General features: G+C 64.5%; 21 protein-coding genes. 7 read left to right on the forward strand and 14 right to left on the reverse strand.

Translation table 11 applies throughout. The features are described from left to right. Window positions 1–46: 46 nt before the first annotated feature. From D1793_RS17485 to D1793_RS17495, 3 genes are read right to left on the reverse strand one after another with little or no spacing between them, the layout of a single operon-like run. Window positions 47–820 carry a hypothetical protein gene (locus tag D1793_RS17485; protein ID WP_119023272.1) on the reverse strand — a complete coding sequence of 258 codons (774 nt, stop codon included), beginning with the start codon at window positions 818–820 and terminating at the stop codon, window positions 47–49. A gap of 15 nt (window positions 821–835) precedes the next feature. After that, window positions 836–1,570: a HupE/UreJ family protein gene (locus D1793_RS17490; RefSeq protein ID WP_119023273.1), complete on the reverse strand. Its 735-nt coding sequence runs from the start codon at window positions 1,568–1,570 to the stop codon at window positions 836–838. Between the two features lie 52 nt (window positions 1,571–1,622). Then, on the reverse strand, window positions 1,623–1,997 hold the full coding sequence (locus D1793_RS17495) for a hypothetical protein (protein WP_119023274.1): 375 nt from the start codon (window positions 1,995–1,997) through the stop codon (window positions 1,623–1,625). A gap of 131 nt (window positions 1,998–2,128) precedes the next feature. On the opposite strand from D1793_RS17495, the gene D1793_RS17500 reads away from it, so the two are divergent. Further along, window positions 2,129–2,404 carry a metal-sensing transcriptional repressor gene (locus D1793_RS17500; RefSeq protein WP_119023275.1) on the forward strand — a complete coding sequence of 92 codons (276 nt, stop codon included), beginning with the start codon at window positions 2,129–2,131 and terminating at the stop codon, window positions 2,402–2,404. Window positions 2,405–2,471: 67 nt separating this feature from the next. On the opposite strand, the gene D1793_RS17505 is transcribed toward D1793_RS17500, so the two are convergent. From D1793_RS17505 to D1793_RS17525, 7 genes are all read right to left on the reverse strand, one after another. Then, window positions 2,472–3,668, reverse strand: coding sequence for an MFS transporter (locus D1793_RS17505; protein WP_119023276.1), 1,197 nt, complete (start codon window positions 3,666–3,668; stop codon window positions 2,472–2,474). 512 nt (window positions 3,669–4,180) lie between these two features. Further along, on the reverse strand, window positions 4,181–5,197 hold the full coding sequence (locus D1793_RS19545; RefSeq protein WP_162900009.1) for a hypothetical protein: 1,017 nt from the start codon (window positions 5,195–5,197) through the stop codon (window positions 4,181–4,183). A 1-nt stretch (window position 5,198) separates the two neighbouring features. Continuing rightward, a complete protein-coding gene (locus D1793_RS19550; protein WP_162900010.1) occupies window positions 5,199–5,810 on the reverse strand; it encodes a hypothetical protein in 612 nt (203 codons plus the stop codon). A 137-nt stretch (window positions 5,811–5,947) separates the two neighbouring features. Beyond that, window positions 5,948–6,976 (reverse strand): nuclease-related domain-containing protein, encoded by a 1,029-nt coding sequence (locus tag D1793_RS17510; protein WP_119023277.1) that lies wholly within the window; start codon window positions 6,974–6,976, stop codon window positions 5,948–5,950. A 150-nt stretch (window positions 6,977–7,126) separates the two neighbouring features. Further along, window positions 7,127–7,852 carry an anaerobic ribonucleoside-triphosphate reductase activating protein gene (locus D1793_RS17515; protein ID WP_346426386.1) on the reverse strand — a complete coding sequence of 242 codons (726 nt, stop codon included), beginning with the start codon at window positions 7,850–7,852 and terminating at the stop codon, window positions 7,127–7,129. A gap of 63 nt (window positions 7,853–7,915) precedes the next feature. Continuing rightward, window positions 7,916–8,077: an anaerobic ribonucleoside-triphosphate reductase gene (nrdD, locus tag D1793_RS20120; RefSeq protein ID WP_110070778.1), complete on the reverse strand. Its 162-nt coding sequence runs from the start codon at window positions 8,075–8,077 to the stop codon at window positions 7,916–7,918. A 42-nt stretch (window positions 8,078–8,119) separates the two neighbouring features. Next, on the reverse strand, window positions 8,120–9,841 hold the full coding sequence (locus D1793_RS17525) for a ribonucleoside triphosphate reductase (RefSeq protein WP_119023279.1): 1,722 nt from the start codon (window positions 9,839–9,841) through the stop codon (window positions 8,120–8,122). A gap of 141 nt (window positions 9,842–9,982) precedes the next feature. Between D1793_RS17525 and D1793_RS17530 the strand changes: the two genes are divergently transcribed. Continuing rightward, on the forward strand, window positions 9,983–10,276 hold the full coding sequence (locus D1793_RS17530; RefSeq protein WP_119023280.1) for a DUF503 domain-containing protein: 294 nt from the start codon (window positions 9,983–9,985) through the stop codon (window positions 10,274–10,276). 40 nt (window positions 10,277–10,316) lie between these two features. Next, a complete protein-coding gene (locus D1793_RS17535; RefSeq protein WP_119023281.1) occupies window positions 10,317–11,180 on the forward strand; it encodes an SDR family oxidoreductase in 864 nt (287 codons plus the stop codon). 39 nt (window positions 11,181–11,219) lie between these two features. Here D1793_RS17535 and D1793_RS17540 read toward each other — a convergent pair whose 3' ends face one another. Next, window positions 11,220–12,629, reverse strand: coding sequence for a CHAD domain-containing protein (locus D1793_RS17540; RefSeq protein WP_119023282.1), 1,410 nt, complete (start codon window positions 12,627–12,629; stop codon window positions 11,220–11,222). Window positions 12,630–12,809: 180 nt separating this feature from the next. Here D1793_RS17540 and D1793_RS17545 point away from each other — a divergent pair, with 180 nt between their 5' ends. From D1793_RS17545 to D1793_RS17560, 4 genes are all read left to right on the forward strand, one after another. After that, window positions 12,810–13,748 (forward strand): alpha/beta hydrolase, encoded by a 939-nt coding sequence (locus tag D1793_RS17545; RefSeq protein ID WP_162900011.1) that lies wholly within the window; start codon window positions 12,810–12,812, stop codon window positions 13,746–13,748. A 244-nt stretch (window positions 13,749–13,992) separates the two neighbouring features. After that, window positions 13,993–14,571, forward strand: coding sequence for an antibiotic biosynthesis monooxygenase (locus D1793_RS17550; protein ID WP_205527569.1), 579 nt, complete (start codon window positions 13,993–13,995; stop codon window positions 14,569–14,571). A 71-nt stretch (window positions 14,572–14,642) separates the two neighbouring features. Continuing rightward, entirely contained in the window at window positions 14,643–14,888 is a 246-nt protein-coding gene (locus D1793_RS17555) for a type II toxin-antitoxin system CcdA family antitoxin (protein ID WP_119023284.1), read from the forward strand. After that, a complete protein-coding gene (locus D1793_RS17560; RefSeq protein WP_119023285.1) occupies window positions 14,888–15,205 on the forward strand; it encodes a CcdB family protein in 318 nt (105 codons plus the stop codon). The genes D1793_RS17555 and D1793_RS17560 overlap by 1 nt, the downstream gene beginning before the upstream one ends. Window positions 15,206–15,234: 29 nt before the next feature. Here D1793_RS17560 and D1793_RS17565 read toward each other — a convergent pair whose 3' ends face one another. From D1793_RS17565 to D1793_RS17575, 3 genes are read right to left on the reverse strand one after another with little or no spacing between them, the layout of a single operon-like run. Continuing rightward, window positions 15,235–15,699, reverse strand: coding sequence for a hypothetical protein (locus D1793_RS17565; RefSeq protein WP_119023286.1), 465 nt, complete (start codon window positions 15,697–15,699; stop codon window positions 15,235–15,237). Continuing rightward, window positions 15,696–16,592 carry a PhzF family phenazine biosynthesis protein gene (locus D1793_RS17570; protein WP_119023287.1) on the reverse strand — a complete coding sequence of 299 codons (897 nt, stop codon included), beginning with the start codon at window positions 16,590–16,592 and terminating at the stop codon, window positions 15,696–15,698. The genes D1793_RS17565 and D1793_RS17570 overlap by 4 nt, the downstream gene beginning before the upstream one ends. Further along, on the reverse strand, window positions 16,585–16,989 hold the full coding sequence (locus D1793_RS17575) for a hypothetical protein (protein ID WP_119023288.1): 405 nt from the start codon (window positions 16,987–16,989) through the stop codon (window positions 16,585–16,587). The genes D1793_RS17570 and D1793_RS17575 overlap by 8 nt, the downstream gene beginning before the upstream one ends. Between the last annotated feature and the right edge of the window lie 22 nt (window positions 16,990–17,011).

A 17,011-nucleotide genomic window follows, 5' to 3' on the forward strand; every position in this document is an offset into this window, starting at 1 on the left:
CGCCCCGGCCGTCTTCCTTGGCCGGGGCGATGAGGGCAGTGCCGGCTTACAGCATACGCTTCAGCTCCCCGTAGTCACCGTTGATGCGCAGCACCACGGTCACATCGTTGTCATTGCGGTTGCGGAAGAACCAGCCGTGGTTGCCGGTGAAGGCTGCTTCCAGCTCGCCCTCGTCCTCGGGCACGCCGCGGCCCTTCTGGTAGCTGATCGAGTTGCCGTTGCCGTCGCCGTGGGTGTCGAAGTTGATCGGTCCCCCCTCGGAGATCCAGGCAAACCTCGCGACGGCCCCCTCCTCCATGGTCAGCTTGTACTCGGTGCCTTCGCCCGGGGTCAGGGTGAAGCTCACCTCGTCACGCCAGGTGGCTGCCCCGTTCGCCTCCGGTGCCGGCTCCTGAGTGGCGGTGGCGTCCGCCACCGCCTGGTCGGCCTCGGGTTGCACCACTTCCTGGGCAGGCTCGGTCTCGCCGTTTGAGGCGATAGCCGGCGGCTCGGGAGTGGCCTCGGGGGAGGTATCGGCGGCGACCTGGCTCTCCGCCGGTGCCTGGGCCTGCTGCTCCGCTCCGGCCGGGGGCGCCTGGTCCGCGGCGGCCTGGGTCGCCGCCCGGTCGAGCTCGGCCTCCTCGGCCAGCTGCTGCTTGATTTCCCCCATCTCGGTCAGGCCCAGCAGGCGCCCCGCGCCGGTGGGATCGATGGCGTACTCTGCCGGCAGCACCACGGTCACCAGCAGGGCGACGGCCACCACGGCGGCCACCAGGGTGGAACGGATCAGCTTGCCAGTCGAGGGCAGCTCGGCACGGGTGGGTAGGTCGGTGTTGTACATCGTGGACTCCCTGAATCAGGCGACGAAATAGCCGGTGAGCTGATAGCCGATCAGCACAAAGCCGGCGCACATCATGGCGACGTTGGCGGTATAGGCGTGGCGCAGGAAACCGGCGGTGCGTCGCCAGAAGCCCATGACGATGAGGATGGCGCTCAGGGCCAGCAGCTGGCCGACCTCCACCCCGACGTTGAACGCCAGCAGGTTGGGCACCAGGCCGTCAGGCGAGATCTCGTACTCGATGATCTTGCTCGACAGGCCAAAGCCGTGAAACAGCCCGAAGATCAGGGTCGCCGCCTTGGTGTTGGGCTGAACGCCGAACCAGCGCTGGTAGGCGCCGATGTTGTCCAGCGCCTTGTAGACGACGGAGAGCCCGATGATGGCATCGATCAGGTAGCTGTTGATGCCGATGTTGTAGTAGACCCCCAGCAGCATGGTCGTGGAGTGACCGATGGCGAAGAGGCTGACGTAGATGGCGATGTGCTGAATCCGATAGAGGAAGAAGATCACCCCCAGCAGAAACAGGATGTGGTCGTACCCGGTCACCATGTGCTTGGCGCCGAGGTAAACGAACGAGAGCAGGTGAACACCGTAAATTTCCTGGATATAGCCCTTGTCGCCCTCGGCGACGGCGTGGGCCAGGGCATCACCGCTGGAGCCCAGGAGCAGCACCAGCAGCGTGAGCAGGGTCAGGGCATGGCGTCGGGCCTTGTCAGGCACGCCCGGCGCATCCCCCATTCGGGATGGGAACATGAAACCTCCACGGGTCAGTCTTGGGTATCGGCCGTCCGGCGGACGGCCCCGGTCATCCAGCGATGGCCGGCCGTGGGGGGCGTTCCAGGCGATAGACACGGCGCAGCGGGACGCCGTGCCGGGCGACCGTCCGCGGGGCGTCACGGAACCCCGGCGCCAGGCTGACGCCCGTGCCGAGGCGATCCGCCGTCTCGTGGAAGTGGCTGCCGCTGTCGTGGTGGAGGTGGCGGCCGTCCCCGTGGTCATGCTCATGGACGTGGGAGTGCCCATGGCTGTCCCGTTCCGCCTCCTGCTGCGCCGCCTCGCTCGCTGCCACGCCCAGCGGCCCATGGGCCCGCGCCTCGCCGGCACTGGTCAGGCCCAGGCCGGGCACGAACAGCAGCAGCAGGATCAGGTAGCCGAGGCGATGGCGCAGCCGGTGGAGCATCGAAAGCCAACCAGGATGAGGGCGGAAACCGGGAACGCAGGTGCCAGGCCGCGACGGGCGGCATTGGCACGCTGCCGGCAGGAGCTTACCATCCTCCCCATGGGGATAGGAACAACGACAGGGAGCCCAAGATGCCACCACATGCCCACGAGAGCCACCCCGCCATCATCAAGCGGCTCAACCGCGCCCGGGGCCACCTGCAGAGCGTCACCCAGATGATCGAGGAAGGCCGCCCCTGCCTCGATATCGCCCAGCAGCTGCATGCCGTGGAGAAGGCCATCCAGCAGGCCAAGCGAACCCTGGTGCAGGATCACATCGATCACTGCCTGGACGAGGCCATCGGCGCCAGGACGGAAGGCCAGCAGGCTCAAATCGAGGACTTCAAGGCCATCGTCCGCTACCTGTAGCGGCGTGGCTGGCCCCACCGGCTCCACCCGCCTTTCCACCATCGATGACAAGGCATGCCTTGCGTGATCAGGCGTGCGCTTCGGTCACTTGCGCCGGCCACAGACGCGCGGCCAGCAGGGTGGCGGCCAGGGCCAGGGTGGCCAGGGCCGCGAAGGCGGTCATCATGCCCAGGGTGCTCCCCAGCCAGCCAGCCAGCGGATAGGCCACCAGCCAGCAGGCATGGGAGAGCGAGAACTGGGCGGCGAACAGCGCCGGGCGCTCCTCGGCCCGGCAGGACTGCTTGAGCAGCCGGCCGGTGGGCGTCATCACCATCGAGGCCCCGGCGCCCAGCACGAACCACAGCAGCAGCAGCACCGCAAAGCCCGGCGCCGTCAGCCCCGCCACCAGACTCGCACTCATCAGCAGGCCGCCCGCCAGCATCACCGGCCGCTGGTCAAGGCGCACCAGCAGCCTGGGCAGGCTGAGGGCGACGACCATCGACCCGCCCCCCGCCGCCGCGAAGGCGATCGCCACGTGGATCTCCCCCATGCCCAGCGCATGACGCACATAGACCACGGTATTGACGATCTGCATGGCGCCGGCCGCGGCCACCGCCATGTTGAGAGCCAGCAGCCCGCGCAGCCGCGGGGTGTGCAGGTAGCGCCTCATGCCCTGGGTCAGCCTGGACCAGACCCCGCCGCCGGTCGTCTGAGGATGCGGCGAAGGCAGCGACACGCTGACCACCAGCAACGCCGAGAGCAGGAAAGCCGCCGCATTCAGCACGAACAGCAGGTTGAAGGACATCACCACCAGCAGCAGGGCGGCGATCAGCGGGCTCAGCAGGTTCTCCAAGTCATAGGCCAGGCGCGACAGGGAGAGCGCCCGGGTATAGCGGCGCTCGTCCTCGAAGATGTCGGGAATCGTGGCCTGGAACACCGGCGTGAAGCCCGCCGAGCAGGCGTTGAGCAGGAAGATCAGCAGGTAGATCTGCCACACCTCTGTCACGAACGGCAGGCTCACCACCACCGCGGCGCGCAGCAGGTCGAGGGTGACCAGCAAGGCACGCCGTGGCAGCCGGGTGGCATAGGCGCCCACCACCGGGGCGATGCCCACATAGGCGATCATCTTGATCGCCAGTGCCGTGCCCAGCACCTCACCGGCACGCTCCCCGGCCAGTTCGCTGGCCAGCAGCGCCAGGCCAACCGTGGTCAGCCCGGTGCCGATCAGGGCGATCACCTGTGCGGAGAACAGGTGGCGATAGCGGCGATCCCGAAACAGCTCCATACCGCTCCTCTTGTTGATGCGGGGTGACCCGAGTCCACCAGGCATGTCAATTCATATCCCCCCAGGGGGATATAGGAAGCCTAGCGCCTGCGGTTCAGGAGGACAATTGATGTTGGGCAACTCAGGACGAGATCGCGCATCACATAGGGGGCAATAACGCCATACCGGGCACAACCCGGCGACCGCGATGAGCTCGGTTACCAGACAACGCCCGGCGCACGGCTCATTCGTGGCTGACAGCAGAAAGAAAACACACCTTTTCTTTGCATAGAAAGATTTACGCAATTACTTTACAGAAAACCGCCCCTCCAGGGCCTCCTGGAGGGGAGATCTGCGAGCGTAAAGAAAACGACCATATGATTCACGGCTGCTACCGGCCAAGAGCGGTCTTTCAGACCGCCCTCATATAACGCCCACGTTCAGGCGCGTATGATGCGGTGTGCAGCCTTGCGGAAGCGAGGATGCGAAGCGGGTCAAACGTCGCCTGCAACGTGTTGTTAGTTGCCACCCGCTCAGTACTCAACGCGCGCTTCTGCAAGCTTCCTGAATGACCTCTGGTTTTCCCTCAACACATCTGAAACCAACTCACCAAGTGCGGCGGTAAGTTGGTTCAGCCCATCAAGCGTGGCGTGCCCCGCCGCAAATATCTTTCTATGGCCGTCCGGGACATCAAGCGAATTTCTCAAGACAGCATTTTCCTGCAATAACACGCAAAATTCATAACATGAATTCAACAAAGACAGCTCTTGACCTTTTGGGACGCTTAGATCGCCGTCGGACATACAAAAGGCAATAGATACTAAGTCGTAACTTGAAAGGTCAATTGCTTCGGTGTCGTACTTCAAGGACTTCATCAGCCTTGCTGCCTTGCGCAGCCCGCCATTCGTCTGATTATCCTTATAGGCGATCCAGGCATTATGTAGAAAAGGAGTGTTACTCAGACGCTCCATATTTTTTGCGTCCAGAATTTGCACTCCTCTATACACCTTCTGCCCGGCTTCGTTGTACTTGTTCGTGTTAAACCAGTTAGAGGGCACAACATCAATTTTGCGGCGAAGAGAACCGCCTTCCAGGGAAACCGACTTTCCACCACTCGAATCTACCGTAGCTTCGGGAAACGCAGCTTCCAATGAGGCGATTGCGTCCGCCCTCAGATCTACTAAATCCTGAAGGGGGTTCCCCTTGTAAGGAATAGAAGGTTCTTGGGGATTTTCAAGTGTATAAAACTTCCCAGTGAGTACAAGAAGATCAATATCACTACGAGCTTTAATGTGGGTATCGTTTGTCACCGATCCCTGATACTCATACTCACATTTGTCATACAGTCGTTTTTCGAGTTGATTTCGAACTCGTTCGCCCTGTGCAAAAGTATTCTTCGTGTATTCCGGATCAATCGGCTGCATCGAGCCAATTACGTAGCGGACCGAATCGCTTTGTTCGATGTGCCGATACGCTTCATTTAGAAGCTTTGCTTCCGTAACGGATTGGTCTGTCCTGCGGCTAGCTAGCCGATCTAATCGAGTTGCCATATCAACTCCTTGTAACGCTCAAAATGCCAACGGTTTGCCGATGCTGATCCGTGAAATAGTTCCCCTTACCTGATAGACAGTCTTCTGAGAACAAAATTTCGGCAAATCCATCGTGCTTGTTCAAGTCTAACGCCGCTGCCGTAGGATCGCTTTCGTACAAATACTGCAGCCTGTATCCGACCCCTTTGTCATGAAAAATACTCGCTGACACACTTTTTGAAGACGACTTTTTTGTTTGTAGATGAACGCGAATTTTTGACCAAGACTGCGTTACAACTATCTTCCCCTCCCACTGAAAATCGGCCTTAGCACCATTCTTCAGCATCGTTTCGCCTTTACATACCCATTCGCCGTTAAGATCAGGAACAAGCAAGAATTTCCGAACCCAACCGATTTTCCAAAGTTTTTGGTTAAAGAGCTGATAGAGACCAATAAAAAAACCAAACACCGGAATGGCGGTCACTGGCGGGGCCGGTATACCTGAAAGTGCCTCTACAGCCGCCAAGCCGGCCCTGACAGCATCGTTCAGAATTGGAGCTGCCGTGATAGCGATGAACGCCAAACCAAACAGAATTTTCTCTTTTGGATGGTTATCTATCGAGTAATCGTGCACTTCGCCTCCTTGCGATGGCTAATAGGCATTAGACTGCATGCTCGATATTCCAATTGGAGTAGCACGCGCGTTCAATAATGTTAACCTGCGTGCTCGCCGCCTTTGTCGGCATGTCAGCTTAGGGTCATGATCTGCCATTACGTACTCCCCTCTACCTGGCGATAGACCAGATACTGGTGGTCGCATTTCCGGCATGTCGCCGTGTAGCTCGGGCCATCCTTCGAGACTCTAACGGCCTTCCAGCCGCAGGCAGGGCATGAGGGCTGCTTCATCGAGGTATTGGTATTGCAGCTGGCGCACCTGACGTAATAGCCGTACTGGCCATACATGCCCACCAGGTTGTCGGCTTCGCCGCATTGCTTGCAGGTCAGCAGCTTTTCGGTGGGAACGGCAGTGTCTGCAGGTGACTCTGCGGCAAGACGCTCGGCATCAGTCACCACATAGCTCCTCGGAGCCGGCTCGCTGACGGGGGCGGCACTGGGAATCGGCTCGTTAAGCGCTGTCACCTCCGCCGGCTTCTCGGGTTCCGTCTGCACCGTTGCGGTATGCGTCAGGAGGAAGGTGCCGATATTCTCGAGCTCTTGCATCGAGAACCACGGCCGCCCCTTGAGCAGGCCACCTCTCAGACTACCGATGAGTTCCTTCGCTTTCTTGGCCACGAACTCGGTCTTGACCACCTTGTCGGCCACGTCCTTCGGCATTTTCTTACGATGCAGGATGGCGGTGCTGGAAATCGCGCAAAGCGTGCGCCACTCACGGCCGCCAATCTGCGTCTGGATGCCCAGAAGCTTGCCCAGCAGTTGTCCCACATGGTCTCGCAGCAGGGTCTTGAGCAGGTCCTGCTGCAGCTCTGCCTGGCGAATCGGCGATGGCATGCCGCTCCAGTTGCCCTTGTAGCTGCGAGACCACTCCCCCTCGGCGTTGACCTGCACCTCGCCAACGATGCTCTTTGACTCGATGATGATGAAGCCGTAGGGGTGGATCACCAAGTGGTCGATCTGGGCGCGCTCGCCGCCGTGCTCGATCACCAGGTCATGGATGATACGAACCTGCTCGCTGTCACCGAACTCTCGGCGCAGGTGAAAGGCCACGTCCTGCTCCTGCTTGTGGCCATAGTAGCCTCGCTCATCAGTGCCGCTGTAGGCATCCTTTTCCTTGAGGATCATCAGTGGTTCCCTACGCGTCTTTCACTGGCTGCCTGGCCGTCCGCTCTTCACATGGCGGCGTGCCGGCAACATTCTGTAACCTAGCAGCCTGACACCTAAGCCGCCTGAGCACCAGTGGGCAATGGCTTACAAGGCAGTGTCGTCTTTGGCTTACGTCCTCAGTTCAATACGCTCGAAGGCCGGCGCCAGGGTCTCCACCAGCGCTTCGAGCTCGCCGAGGGTCGGGGCGCTGGGCACCGGGCGGGCGTAGGCGGGATCGAGGCAGCGGCCGGGGCGGGCCACCTGCAGGGCGTAACGGGTTACGCCCCATTCGGCGAGGTCGAGGGCCAGGCGGCGCAGGCTCTCCAGGTCGAGATCGCGCCAGTGAACGGTGGTGCGGCACTCGAAGGCGACGCCGCTTCTCGAGAGCAGCTCGAGGCTCTCGGCGTGGGCGGCGGCCAGGCCGGGGCAGCCGACGATGGCGTCGAAGCACGCCGCCGGGCCCTTCACATCGAGCCCCACCCACGCCAGGTGCGGCAGCGTCTCGGCCAGGCGCCGCGGGTAGACCCCGGCGGTATGCAGCCCCACCTTGAAGCCGAGCGCTTGCGCCCGGGCGGCGGCGACGGGCAGGTCGGCATGCAGGGTGGGCTCGCCGCCGCTGAAGACGATGCCATCGAGCAGCCCCTGGCGCCTGGCCAGGAAGGCTTCCACCTCGGCCCATTCGCCGGGCGCGGCACGGCGGGGCGCGAGCATCCCGGGGTTGTGGCAGTAGCCGCAACGCAGCGGGCATCCCTGCAGAAACACCACGCAGGCCAGGTGGCCCGGGTAGTCCAGGGTGGTCATGGGGGTGAGGCCGGCCACGGGCAGCCGTGGCCGGTTAAATTCGGGATGGGGCATGGCGGTCATCCGGCCGAGCGCCCCCTGTCGCTCTGGAATGGGGGCGCTCGGCGTGGCGGTGGGTCAGGGGGTGGCGGCCTGCTCGCTGAAGTGGCGGCGCTCGCGGTGCTCGGACTGCTTGCCGCGGTTGAACTGGCTGACGGGGCGGTGATAGCCCATCACTCGGGTCCAGACCTCGCAGCGCTGGCGCGCTTCGGTGGGCAGGCTCTCGACGCTATGACGCATGGGATACTCCTTTTCAGGTTGGTGGTATTGCGGGGAAAGGCCTCAGGCCATGGCGTCGGCCCGAGCATGCTTTGCCAGAAGGGCGTCATCGCACTTCGGGCAGAACTCATGTTCGCCGGCCAGGTAGCCGTGCACCGGGCAAATCGAGAAGGTCGGCGTCACGGTGATATAGGGCAGGCGGAAGCGGGAGAGCGCGCTCTGCACCAGCTTGCGGCAGGCCGCCGGTGAGGAGAGCCGCTCCCCCATGTAGAGGTGCAGCACGGTGCCGCCGGTGTAGCGGGTCTGCAGCGGGTCCTGGTGCAGCAGCGCCTCGAAGGGGTCGTCGGTATAGCCCACCGGCAGCTGGCTGGAGTTGGTGTAGTAGGGAGAGTCCGGCGTGCCCGCCTGGAGGATGTCGGGGTAGCGCTTCTGGTCCTCCTTGGCGAAGCGGTAGGTGGTGCCCTCCGCCGGGGTCGCCTCCAGATTGTAGAGGTGGCCGGTGGCCGCCTGGAACTCACGCATCCGCTCGCGCACGTGCTCCAGCAGCTCGATGGCCAGCTGCTGCCCCTCGGGGTTGGCGATATCGAAACGGTCCTCGAAGAAGTTGCGCACCATCTCGTTGAGGCCGTTCACCCCTAGGGTGGAGAAGTGGTTGCGCAGGGTGCCGAGGTAGCGGCGGCTGTAGGGGTAGAGGCCGTCGTCCATCCAGCCCTGGATGCAGCCGCGCTTGATCTCCAGGCTGTCGCGGCCGAGCGCGAGCAGCCGGTCCAGCTCCTGGAAGAGCCCCGTGCGGTCGCCGGCGAAGCGATAGCCCAGGCGCGCGCAGTTGATGGTCACCACGCCGAGCGAGCCGGTCTGCTCGGCGCTGCCGAACAGGCCGTTGCCGCGCTTGAGCAGCTCGGTGAGGTCGAGCTGCAGCCGACAGCACATGGAGCGCACCATGTGCGGCTCCAGGTCCGAGTTGAGGAAGTTCTGGAAGTAGGGCAGCCCGTACTTGGCAGTGAGCGCGAAGAGCCGCTCGGCGTTGTCGCTCTCCCAGGGGAAGTCCGGGGTGATGTTGTAGGTGGGGATTGGGAAGGTGAACACCCGCCCCTGGCAGTCGCCCTCCTCCATCACCTCCAGGTAGGCGCGGTTGAGCAGGTCCATCTCGGCCTGCAGCTCGCCGTAGGTGAAGGGCTGCTCCGCGCCGCCGATGATCGGCACCTGGTCGCGCAGGTCCGCCGGGCAGGTCCAGTCGAAGGTGAGGTTGGTGAAGGGGGTCTGGCTGCCCCAGCGCGACGGCACGTTGAGGTTGTAGATGAACTCCTGCACCGCCTGCTTCACCGCCGGGTAGTCGAGGGCGTCACGGCGCACGAAGGGGGCCAGATAGGTATCGAAGGAGCTGAACGCCTGGGCGCCGGCCCACTCGTTCTGCAGGGTGCCGAGGAAGTTGACCATCTGCCCCAAGGCGCTGGTGAGGTGCCGGGGCGGCGCGCTCTCCGCCCGACCCGGCACGCCGTTGAAGCCCTCGATCAGCAGCTGGCGCAGCGACCAGCCGGCGCAGTAGCCGCTGAGCATGTCCAGGTCGTGGATATGCAGGTCGCCCTCCCGGTGGGCCTCGCCTACCGCGGCGGGATAGACTTCGTCCAGCCAGTAGTTGGCGATCAGCTTGCCCGAGGCGTTGAGGATCAGCCCGCCCAGGGAGTAGCCCTGGTTGGCGTTGGCGTTGACGCGCCAGTCAGCGCGCTGCAGGTATTCGTTGACCGTCGAAGCGACGTTGACGGCGCCGGTCGGCTGGCGTTGCATGGGTGTTCCCTCACTGGCCGATTATCTATATATGGTGCCCTTTCTTCTATCAGGCACCATATGTTGTGCCAGAGAAGGGTAGACACCCGGGCGAGACGGGGAAATGATCCAGGTCAGGAAAAGGGCGAAGGAGGGATCAGCATGCACATGGGGATTCTCACGCTGCACATCTCGCTGCCCGGCTGCCGCTCGCTGAAGGAGAAGCGCCAGCGCATGGGCGGCCTGCACGAGCGCTTCGGGCGCAACCCGGCGGTGGCGGTCTGCGAGAGCGGCGAACACGACCGGCTGGAGGCGAGCGAATGGACCTTCGTGGCGGTGGCCAACGAAGGTCCCAAGGTGGAGGCGCTGCTCGGCGAGATCGAGGACAAGGTCCAGCGCACCGTGGATGGCCGGGTGATGGAGGCGACCCGGGAGATGCTGCAGGGCGGCCCGTGAGGCCGGCCATCGAGCGCCTGAACCAGAACAGGAGAGACGAATGACGGATGCACGCCCGGATAAGACGCGCAGCCTGCTGATCACCGGCTGCTCCAGCGGGATCGGCCACGCCGCGGCCCACGCCATGGCGGCTCGGGGCTGGCGGGTGTTTGCCACCGCAAGAAAGGAGGCGGACGTGGCCCGGCTGAAGGAGGAGGGCCTGGAGGCACTAGCGCTGGACCTGGACAGCAGCGCCTCCATCGAGGCGGCGGTGGCCGATATCGCGGAGCGCACCGGCGGGCGGCTGACGGCGCTCTTCAACAACGGCGCCTACGGCCAGCCCGGGGCTGTGGAGGATCTCTCCCGGGAGACTCTGAGGCAGCAGCTCGAGACCAACCTGCTCGGCACCCACGAGCTCACCACCCGGGTGCTGCCGATGATGCGCGCCCAGGGGCACGGGCGCATCGTGCAGAACAGCTCGGTGCTGGGGTTCGCCGCCCTGCCCTACCGCGGCGCCTACATCTGCTCCAAGTTCGCCCTGGAGGGGCTCACCGATACCCTGCGCCAGGAGCTTTCGGGCAGCGGCATCCACGTCAGCCTGATCCAGCCCGGCCCCATCACCAGCCGCTTTCGCGAGAACGCCCACCGCGCCTTCCGGACCCATATCGATACCGAGCGCAGCGCCCATGCCGAGACCTACCGCAAGGTGGAGGCGCGGCTGGCCAGCACCGAGGGCAAGGCCGCCTTCACCCTGGGCCCGGAGGCGGTGGTGGCCAAGCTGATCCACGCCCTGGAGCACCCGCGCCCCAGGCCCCGCTATGCGGTCACCCTGCCCACCCACCTCTTCGCCGCCCTGAAGCGGGTGCTGAGCACCCGGGGCATGGACCGGGTGCTGCTGCGTTCGACCCGGGACGAGCGGGAGTAGCCGAGGGGCGCACCCGCACGAGTGCCGCCAGCGCTGAGCTCAGCGGGCAGCAGGCCCTGACTCGCAGAGCGGCGCCAGCGCCATGATCTGCGTGCGCAGCGCCAGCTTCTCTTTGGCGAGTCCCTCACGCCAGGCGCTCCTTTCGTCCTCCAGCGCCCCATCGCTGGCGAGAGAAGGGGCGCTGGCGAAGAAGGCCACGCTCCAGGCCTTGCGGGTGCAAAGGTCCTGAAACTCGCCGAGCAGGGTCTGGCGCTGCTTGAGCCCCTTGAGGAAGCGGCGGTGGCGCGTCGGATCCAGTTCGGCCAGGTAGCGGATGCGCTTCACCGCCTTGCGCAGGTCGTGGAAGGCCTCGTCGGGGGCGTCAGGCGTGAGGGCGGCCAGGTCGCTATCGTGGCCTGCGATGCGCTCGTCCAGCACCGCCGCGACCCGCGCCGCAGAGAGCCGGGCAAGCGCCTGCCGAAAGCCGTCGCCGTCGAGGAACGCCTGCCAGGCCTGCATGTCGGCAGCGTAGTCGGGCTGGCCCAGCTGCCGGCAGAGGCGTTCGTGCTGTTCCCGGGCCCGCTCGTGCAGCCAGGCGTGAAGCGCCCGTCGAGTGCTCGCCTGAAGCGGCGGCGGCGCCTGCGCCAGGCTCGCCAGGAAGACATCGAGATCGCGCAGGTCACTGGTGGCCTGGGCACGCTGCTTGAGCGTCTTCAGCCGCTTCTTCAGCCCGGGCGCCTTCCCGCTCCCGGCTTGCCGGACGGTGGCCAGCACGGCCTCGCCGATCGCCCGGCTGCGGCGCAGGTTGACGCGGTACTGGTGCAGGAACTCGGGATCGATGCCGGCCATCACGCCGGGCTCCAGCGCCCGAACCAGACGATAGAGATGGCCGAGCTGCTCGTGGAGGCGGCCGGCCAGGTCGGCCTTGCGCAGCTCCGGCGGCGCCGGCGCCCGGCGCTGGAAGAGCACATGGCTGGCCTGCTCCGGTGTCAGGCTCGCCAGTCGCTCGGCGGTGTGCCTCGCAAGCGCCTGCCAGGTCTCGCCGGGCAGGCTGAGGTGCAGCAGTCCGCCGGTGGGAAGGGAATCGGGCGCCACGGGGCTGAGCCAGCGGGCCAACTCCAGCAGCACCGGGTTGTGACCCACCACCAGCACCCGCCGGTTGCCCTCGGGTAACGTCTGCAGCCAGTCGCGCAGCGCCTCACCGTCGAAGGTGTAGAGCGCCTCGTCGAAGCGGGCCACCGAGCCCAGGGTGCCCTCGGGCAGCGCCGCGGCCATCGCCTCGAGGGTCTCCCGGGTGCGCCGGGCGGGGCTCGAGAACACCTCGCCCTCGAACGCCCTCCAGCGCATCAGCGCCGGCGCCATGGCCGCCGCCTGGCGCCGGCCTCGCTGGCTCAGGGGCCGATCAGCGTCGGGCAGCTCGCTGCCCCCGCGTTTCGCCTTGGCATGACGCAGCAGATAGAGCTCCAGCATGGGGGACTCCGCCGTGTGAAATCCCTTTTAGCTTAGTCCTCCGGCCGCGACGCGCTCAGTCGCTGGAGCGCGAGGGACATGACCATCGCCGGCGAGAGCGCCACCGGCAGACGGTGAATGTCCGCAAAGAGCATCCAGCAGCGAGAGCTTCCCTGTCTCTCTGGGCCGGGCCCGGACTCGGTGAAACGACACGCCGGTCTCGTCTATGCTGCATCAGTCACGTCAGACTCGACGGAGGGCATCATGAAGGGATGTGCGTTGCGGGGTGTGCGTTACCTGGGCCTGCTGCTGTTGGCACTTGTCAGCCCGGTGCTGGCCACCGAGGTCAACTGGCCACGCATGGCCGACTCGGCGGACGGCGTACCTATTGCCTACGAGGTGCAGGGCAGCGGCGAGCCGACGCTGGTCTTCATCCATGGCTGGAGCGGCGATGGCCGCTACTGGCGCGGGCAAGTGCCGCATTTTTCGCAGCGCCATCGCGTGGTGACGGTCGATCTTGCCGGGCACGGCCACTCTGGCCTGGGGCGTGACGCCTACACCCTGCCAGCCTTCGGAGAGGACGTGAAGGCGGTGTTGGAGGACCTGGACGTAGCGCAAGCGATCCTTGTCGGACACTCCATGGGCGGGCCGGTCAGCGTGGAAGCGGCACGCCTGGCGCCGGAACGCGTCATCGGCATCATCGGCGTCGACACCTTCCACGACATGGCCGCGGAGATCAGCCAGGAGCAGCGCGACGAGCTGCTGGAACCGCTTCAGGATGACTTTGCCTCTGCCGCACGCCAGTTCGTGGCGTCGATGTTCATCGATAGCACCGATGCCAAGCTGCGCGAGTGGGTAATGCATGACATGGCGGCCGCACCGCCCGAGGTGGCTATCAGCGCCATGGAAGACATGCTGTCACGGCATGCCGATGGTGAAGCGACAAGGCATTTCGAGGAGCTGACGATACCGGTGGTGGCGATCAATGCCGACCTGTGGCCAACCGACGTCGACGCCAACCGGCAGCTGTTGCCGGAGTTCGAGGCCGTGATCATGGAAGAGGCCGATCACTTCCTGCATATGGCCAAGCCGGAGGCCTTCAACCGTGAGCTGGAACGAGTGATCGGCACACCACCATGATGCCGCTGCTCGAATCCGATGCTGCCAGGCCCCGGCCAACCAGAAAGATCATCCCAGCCATCTCGGCACATGGCAGCAAAAACGACCAGAATCCCAACCCTGAAAAGCTGATCTCCCCGCCAGGCACGGACGGCATGGTATACTTCTTGCTTTGAATAGTTGCTGCATGAACGCTCACGAGGGCCTACCCGGCCCGAGTGCGATTCGGCGCCCTACCCCGGCGCCCCGATCAAGGAGATACACCATGTCCCCTGCCCCCCTGACCCTGATGGTGGCCCGACGCGTCTCCCGCGGCCGCTACACCGATTTCACCGCCTGGCTGGAGGAAGGCCGCGCGCTGGCCGCCGACTTCAGCGGCTACCTGGGCTCCGGCGTGCTGGCCCCGCCGCCCGGTGACGACGAGTACCAGATCATCTTCCGCTTCCGCGATGCCGATACCCTGGCGGCCTGGGAACACTCCGCCTCGCGCCGCGCCTGGCTGGCCCGCGGCGAGGGGCTCTTCGTCGCTCCCCAGGAGCATCGCGCCACCGGGCTGGACGGCTGGTTCCAGGACGCCACCGGCCAGACGCCGCCGCGCTGGAAGCAGGCCATTGCCATCTGGCTCGCCTTCTTCCCGGTCTCGCTGCTGTTTCAGGCGCTGTTCGGCGGGCTGCTGGCGGGGCTGCCGATGCTGCCCAAGGTGCTGATCAGCACCCTCGCGCTCACCCCGGTGATGGTGTTCCTGTTCATCCCGCTCTCCATGCGCCTGCTCGGCCCCTGGCTGCGCGGCGAGGTCTCCATTCTGGCGCGTCTGAACCGGCGGATGCACCAGCGCGGGGCGTGAGGCCCCGCCACACTTGCCGAACACGCCTGGTGCGCACACACTATGCGCATGCTTGCTGCGAGGCCATTGACATGACCCAGCCCTACGACACTCAAGCCCCCAAGAGGGCCACCAACGTCAGCATCAACAGTGACCTGCTCCAGCAGGCGCGGCGCCTGGGCATCAACCTCTCTGCCACTTTCGAGAGCGCGCTGTCGGACAAGGTACGTGCGGAGCAGCGCGAACGTTGGCAACGGGAGAACTCCGACGCCATCCGCGCCTACAACCAGTTCGCGGAGGAACACGGTACCTTCGGTGACAGCGAGCGGACGTTCTGATGGCGCAGTTCCACGCCTACGAGAACCGCAACCCGGCCTCGCGCGAACGCTACCCCTACCTTCTCGATATACAGAGCGATCTGCTCGGCGAGCTGCGCACGACCGTCGTCGTGCCACTCTGCCCTGCCGGCATGGCCGAAAGCATGCGAATCTCCTACCTGAACCCCGGCCTCGAGATCGACGGCGAACGCTATATCGCCTTGACGCAGGAGCTCGCCGGGATGGAAAGGAAGCGCCTCGGTAAAGCGGCACATGATCTCGGCCTCTATCGCGACCAGATCATGACCGCCGTCGATTTTCTGGTGACGGGCATCTGACCCGGCCAGCGGGCTTCACCATGGCCGGCCTACCGGCCCACCCCCAGATACTTCACCCTGCGGTAGAGCGCCACGAGCGCACCACCGCCCAGCATCATGCAGAGGCCCGCGACCACCACGACCAGGGCGTCGTAGGCCACGGCGCCGGAAGTCGAATAGGCCCCCACCAGCATGCCGATATGCCGCACCACCAGATAGGTACCGATCAGGAAGGTGCCGGCACGCACCAGGTCGTCGTCCGGGATGCGGCCGCTCGCCCCATCACTCACTCCCCCAGCGCCATGCAGCCACTCCGCCAGGCGGCCGGCGAAGCACCACAGCAATACGCCGCCCACCATGGGTACCGCCACCGTGGCGATCAGCACCGGCAGCAGGTCGGCTGACCAGAACTCTCCTACATGGGGGCCCAGCAGCGCCGGCAGCACCGAGAACAAGGTCTTCAGGAAGAGATAGAGACCCAGCAGCCGGATCATCAGGACGGAAAAGGGTTTCATAGGGCCTCCCGGGAAACCATCAGTTCGCCTGGCAGGTGCAGCGCCCCGCTTCCCACTATCACTGCCTCTCCTGCAATGCGGATCGAAAGATCGTTTTCGATGCGATCGGCCTCGGCAAGGATGCGGCTAGGGCGACCCATCTCGATGCCCTGCTCGATCTGCCATTGCCATCGGCCAACTCCCTTGCTCTGGGCCAGATACCCTGCCAGGGCCGCCGCCGCACTGCCAGTCGCCGGGTCCTCACGCATGCCGCCCGGGGTGGAAAACATTCGGGCTCTCACGGCGCGTGATGCACCAGCCTCCTTGACGACCACATAGAGATAGGCCTGATCGTGGCCGCTGGGTGATACCCATTCCGCCCAGGCAGTCGGCCAGGGCCGTGCCTTCGCCAAGGCCTCCTGTGAGGAGAGCTCGATCAGGTGATAAGGCAGCCCACAGGAAGCGAGAACCGGCTCACCAAGGACCTGATGCGCCTCCAGCCCCAGCAGTTCAGCGGCAGAGGCCTGGGTCAAGGTGCTCGCCAGGATGCTGACGGATTCTGCCGTGGTCAGGCGAGCCAACGCCTGATCGAACTCTACGAGCAATGAGCCAACGCCGGCCTCGAGAATCAGCGGACATTCTCGCTCGGCCATACCATGATGAAGCAGAAGATGAGCGGTGCCTATCACCGGATGGCCCGCGAAGGGCAGCTCCCTCGTCGGCGTGAAGATGCGGATGGGATAGCGATGCTGGCCGGTCGCCTCACTGACGAACACCGTCTCGGAGAGGTTCAGCTCGTTGGCGATAGCCTGCATCATGCCGTCATCCAGCCCCTTTGCCCGGGGGAATACCGCCAGCGGGTTGCCGGCAAAGGCTCGGTCGGTGAAGACATCGAGCAGAAAGTAGTCAATCATGCGGCCCCACCCGAGGCCCGATTACACTCTCCCTGAACCCCTCTCTCGCATCACTGATAAAAGAAAGCAGCTGATCTTCTGGAACATGAACCACGGCAATACCCTGCCTCTTCGCCTCGGCGACAATTGACGACGCCGGCCACTCCTTGGGAACGAAAAGCTTCTTGGGCCAGCGTTTCTTATGGGCCTTGGCCTGCTTCAACAAGCGCCGAGACTCCAGCTTTCCCGGCCCCTCACCCGTTGCCGGCACCGGCCTGGAACTCAGGAGAAAACAGCTTGCGGCATCCATGAACGCGAAAATATCGAAATCACCATCTTGCTCCGTATGGACTGGCCACTCGTTCAGCCTGAAGGCGATCCAGGCCTCATTGACTTGAAACTGATCCGGATGCAGCATCCCACCTCCTGATTCTCACGAT

The organism is Halomonas sp. JS92-SW72, from assembly GCF_003547075.1.
Classification (GTDB): domain Bacteria; phylum Pseudomonadota; class Gammaproteobacteria; order Pseudomonadales; family Halomonadaceae; genus Halomonas; species Halomonas alkalicola.

Bases quoted from the DNA above. Each gene is read 5' to 3' on its own strand.
- D1793_RS17515 (WP_346426386.1), bottom strand. From the start codon at position 7,852: ATGCCCCATCCCGAATTTAACCGGCCACGGCTGCCCGTGGCCGGCCTC.
- D1793_RS19545 (WP_162900009.1), bottom strand. From the start codon at position 5,197: ATGGCAACTCGATTAGATCGGCTAGCTAGCCGCAGGACAGACCAATCC.
- D1793_RS17510 (WP_119023277.1), bottom strand. From the start codon at position 6,976: ATGATCCTCAAGGAAAAGGATGCCTACAGCGGCACTGATGAGCGAGGC.
- D1793_RS17565 (WP_119023286.1), bottom strand. From the start codon at position 15,699: ATGAAACCCTTTTCCGTCCTGATGATCCGGCTGCTGGGTCTCTATCTC.
- D1793_RS17525 (WP_119023279.1), bottom strand. From the start codon at position 9,841: ATGCAACGCCAGCCGACCGGCGCCGTCAACGTCGCTTCGACGGTCAAC.
- D1793_RS17495 (WP_119023274.1), bottom strand. From the start codon at position 1,997: ATGCTCCACCGGCTGCGCCATCGCCTCGGCTACCTGATCCTGCTGCTG.
- nrdD (WP_110070778.1), bottom strand. From the start codon at position 8,077: ATGCGTCATAGCGTCGAGAGCCTGCCCACCGAAGCGCGCCAGCGCTGC.
- D1793_RS17550 (WP_205527569.1), top strand. From the start codon at position 13,993: ATGTCCCCTGCCCCCCTGACCCTGATGGTGGCCCGACGCGTCTCCCGC.
- D1793_RS17575 (WP_119023288.1), bottom strand. From the start codon at position 16,989: ATGCTGCATCCGGATCAGTTTCAAGTCAATGAGGCCTGGATCGCCTTC.
- D1793_RS17570 (WP_119023287.1), bottom strand. From the start codon at position 16,592: ATGATTGACTACTTTCTGCTCGATGTCTTCACCGACCGAGCCTTTGCC.
- D1793_RS17555 (WP_119023284.1), top strand. From the start codon at position 14,643: ATGACCCAGCCCTACGACACTCAAGCCCCCAAGAGGGCCACCAACGTC.
- D1793_RS17560 (WP_119023285.1), top strand. From the start codon at position 14,888: ATGGCGCAGTTCCACGCCTACGAGAACCGCAACCCGGCCTCGCGCGAA.
- D1793_RS17505 (WP_119023276.1), bottom strand. From the start codon at position 3,668: ATGGAGCTGTTTCGGGATCGCCGCTATCGCCACCTGTTCTCCGCACAG.
- D1793_RS17490 (WP_119023273.1), bottom strand. From the start codon at position 1,570: ATGTTCCCATCCCGAATGGGGGATGCGCCGGGCGTGCCTGACAAGGCC.
- D1793_RS17540 (WP_119023282.1), bottom strand. From the start codon at position 12,629: ATGCTGGAGCTCTATCTGCTGCGTCATGCCAAGGCGAAACGCGGGGGC.
- D1793_RS17500 (WP_119023275.1), top strand. From the start codon at position 2,129: ATGCCACCACATGCCCACGAGAGCCACCCCGCCATCATCAAGCGGCTC.
- D1793_RS17485 (WP_119023272.1), bottom strand. From the start codon at position 820: ATGTACAACACCGACCTACCCACCCGTGCCGAGCTGCCCTCGACTGGC.
- D1793_RS17535 (WP_119023281.1), top strand. From the start codon at position 10,317: ATGACGGATGCACGCCCGGATAAGACGCGCAGCCTGCTGATCACCGGC.
- D1793_RS17530 (WP_119023280.1), top strand. From the start codon at position 9,983: ATGCACATGGGGATTCTCACGCTGCACATCTCGCTGCCCGGCTGCCGC.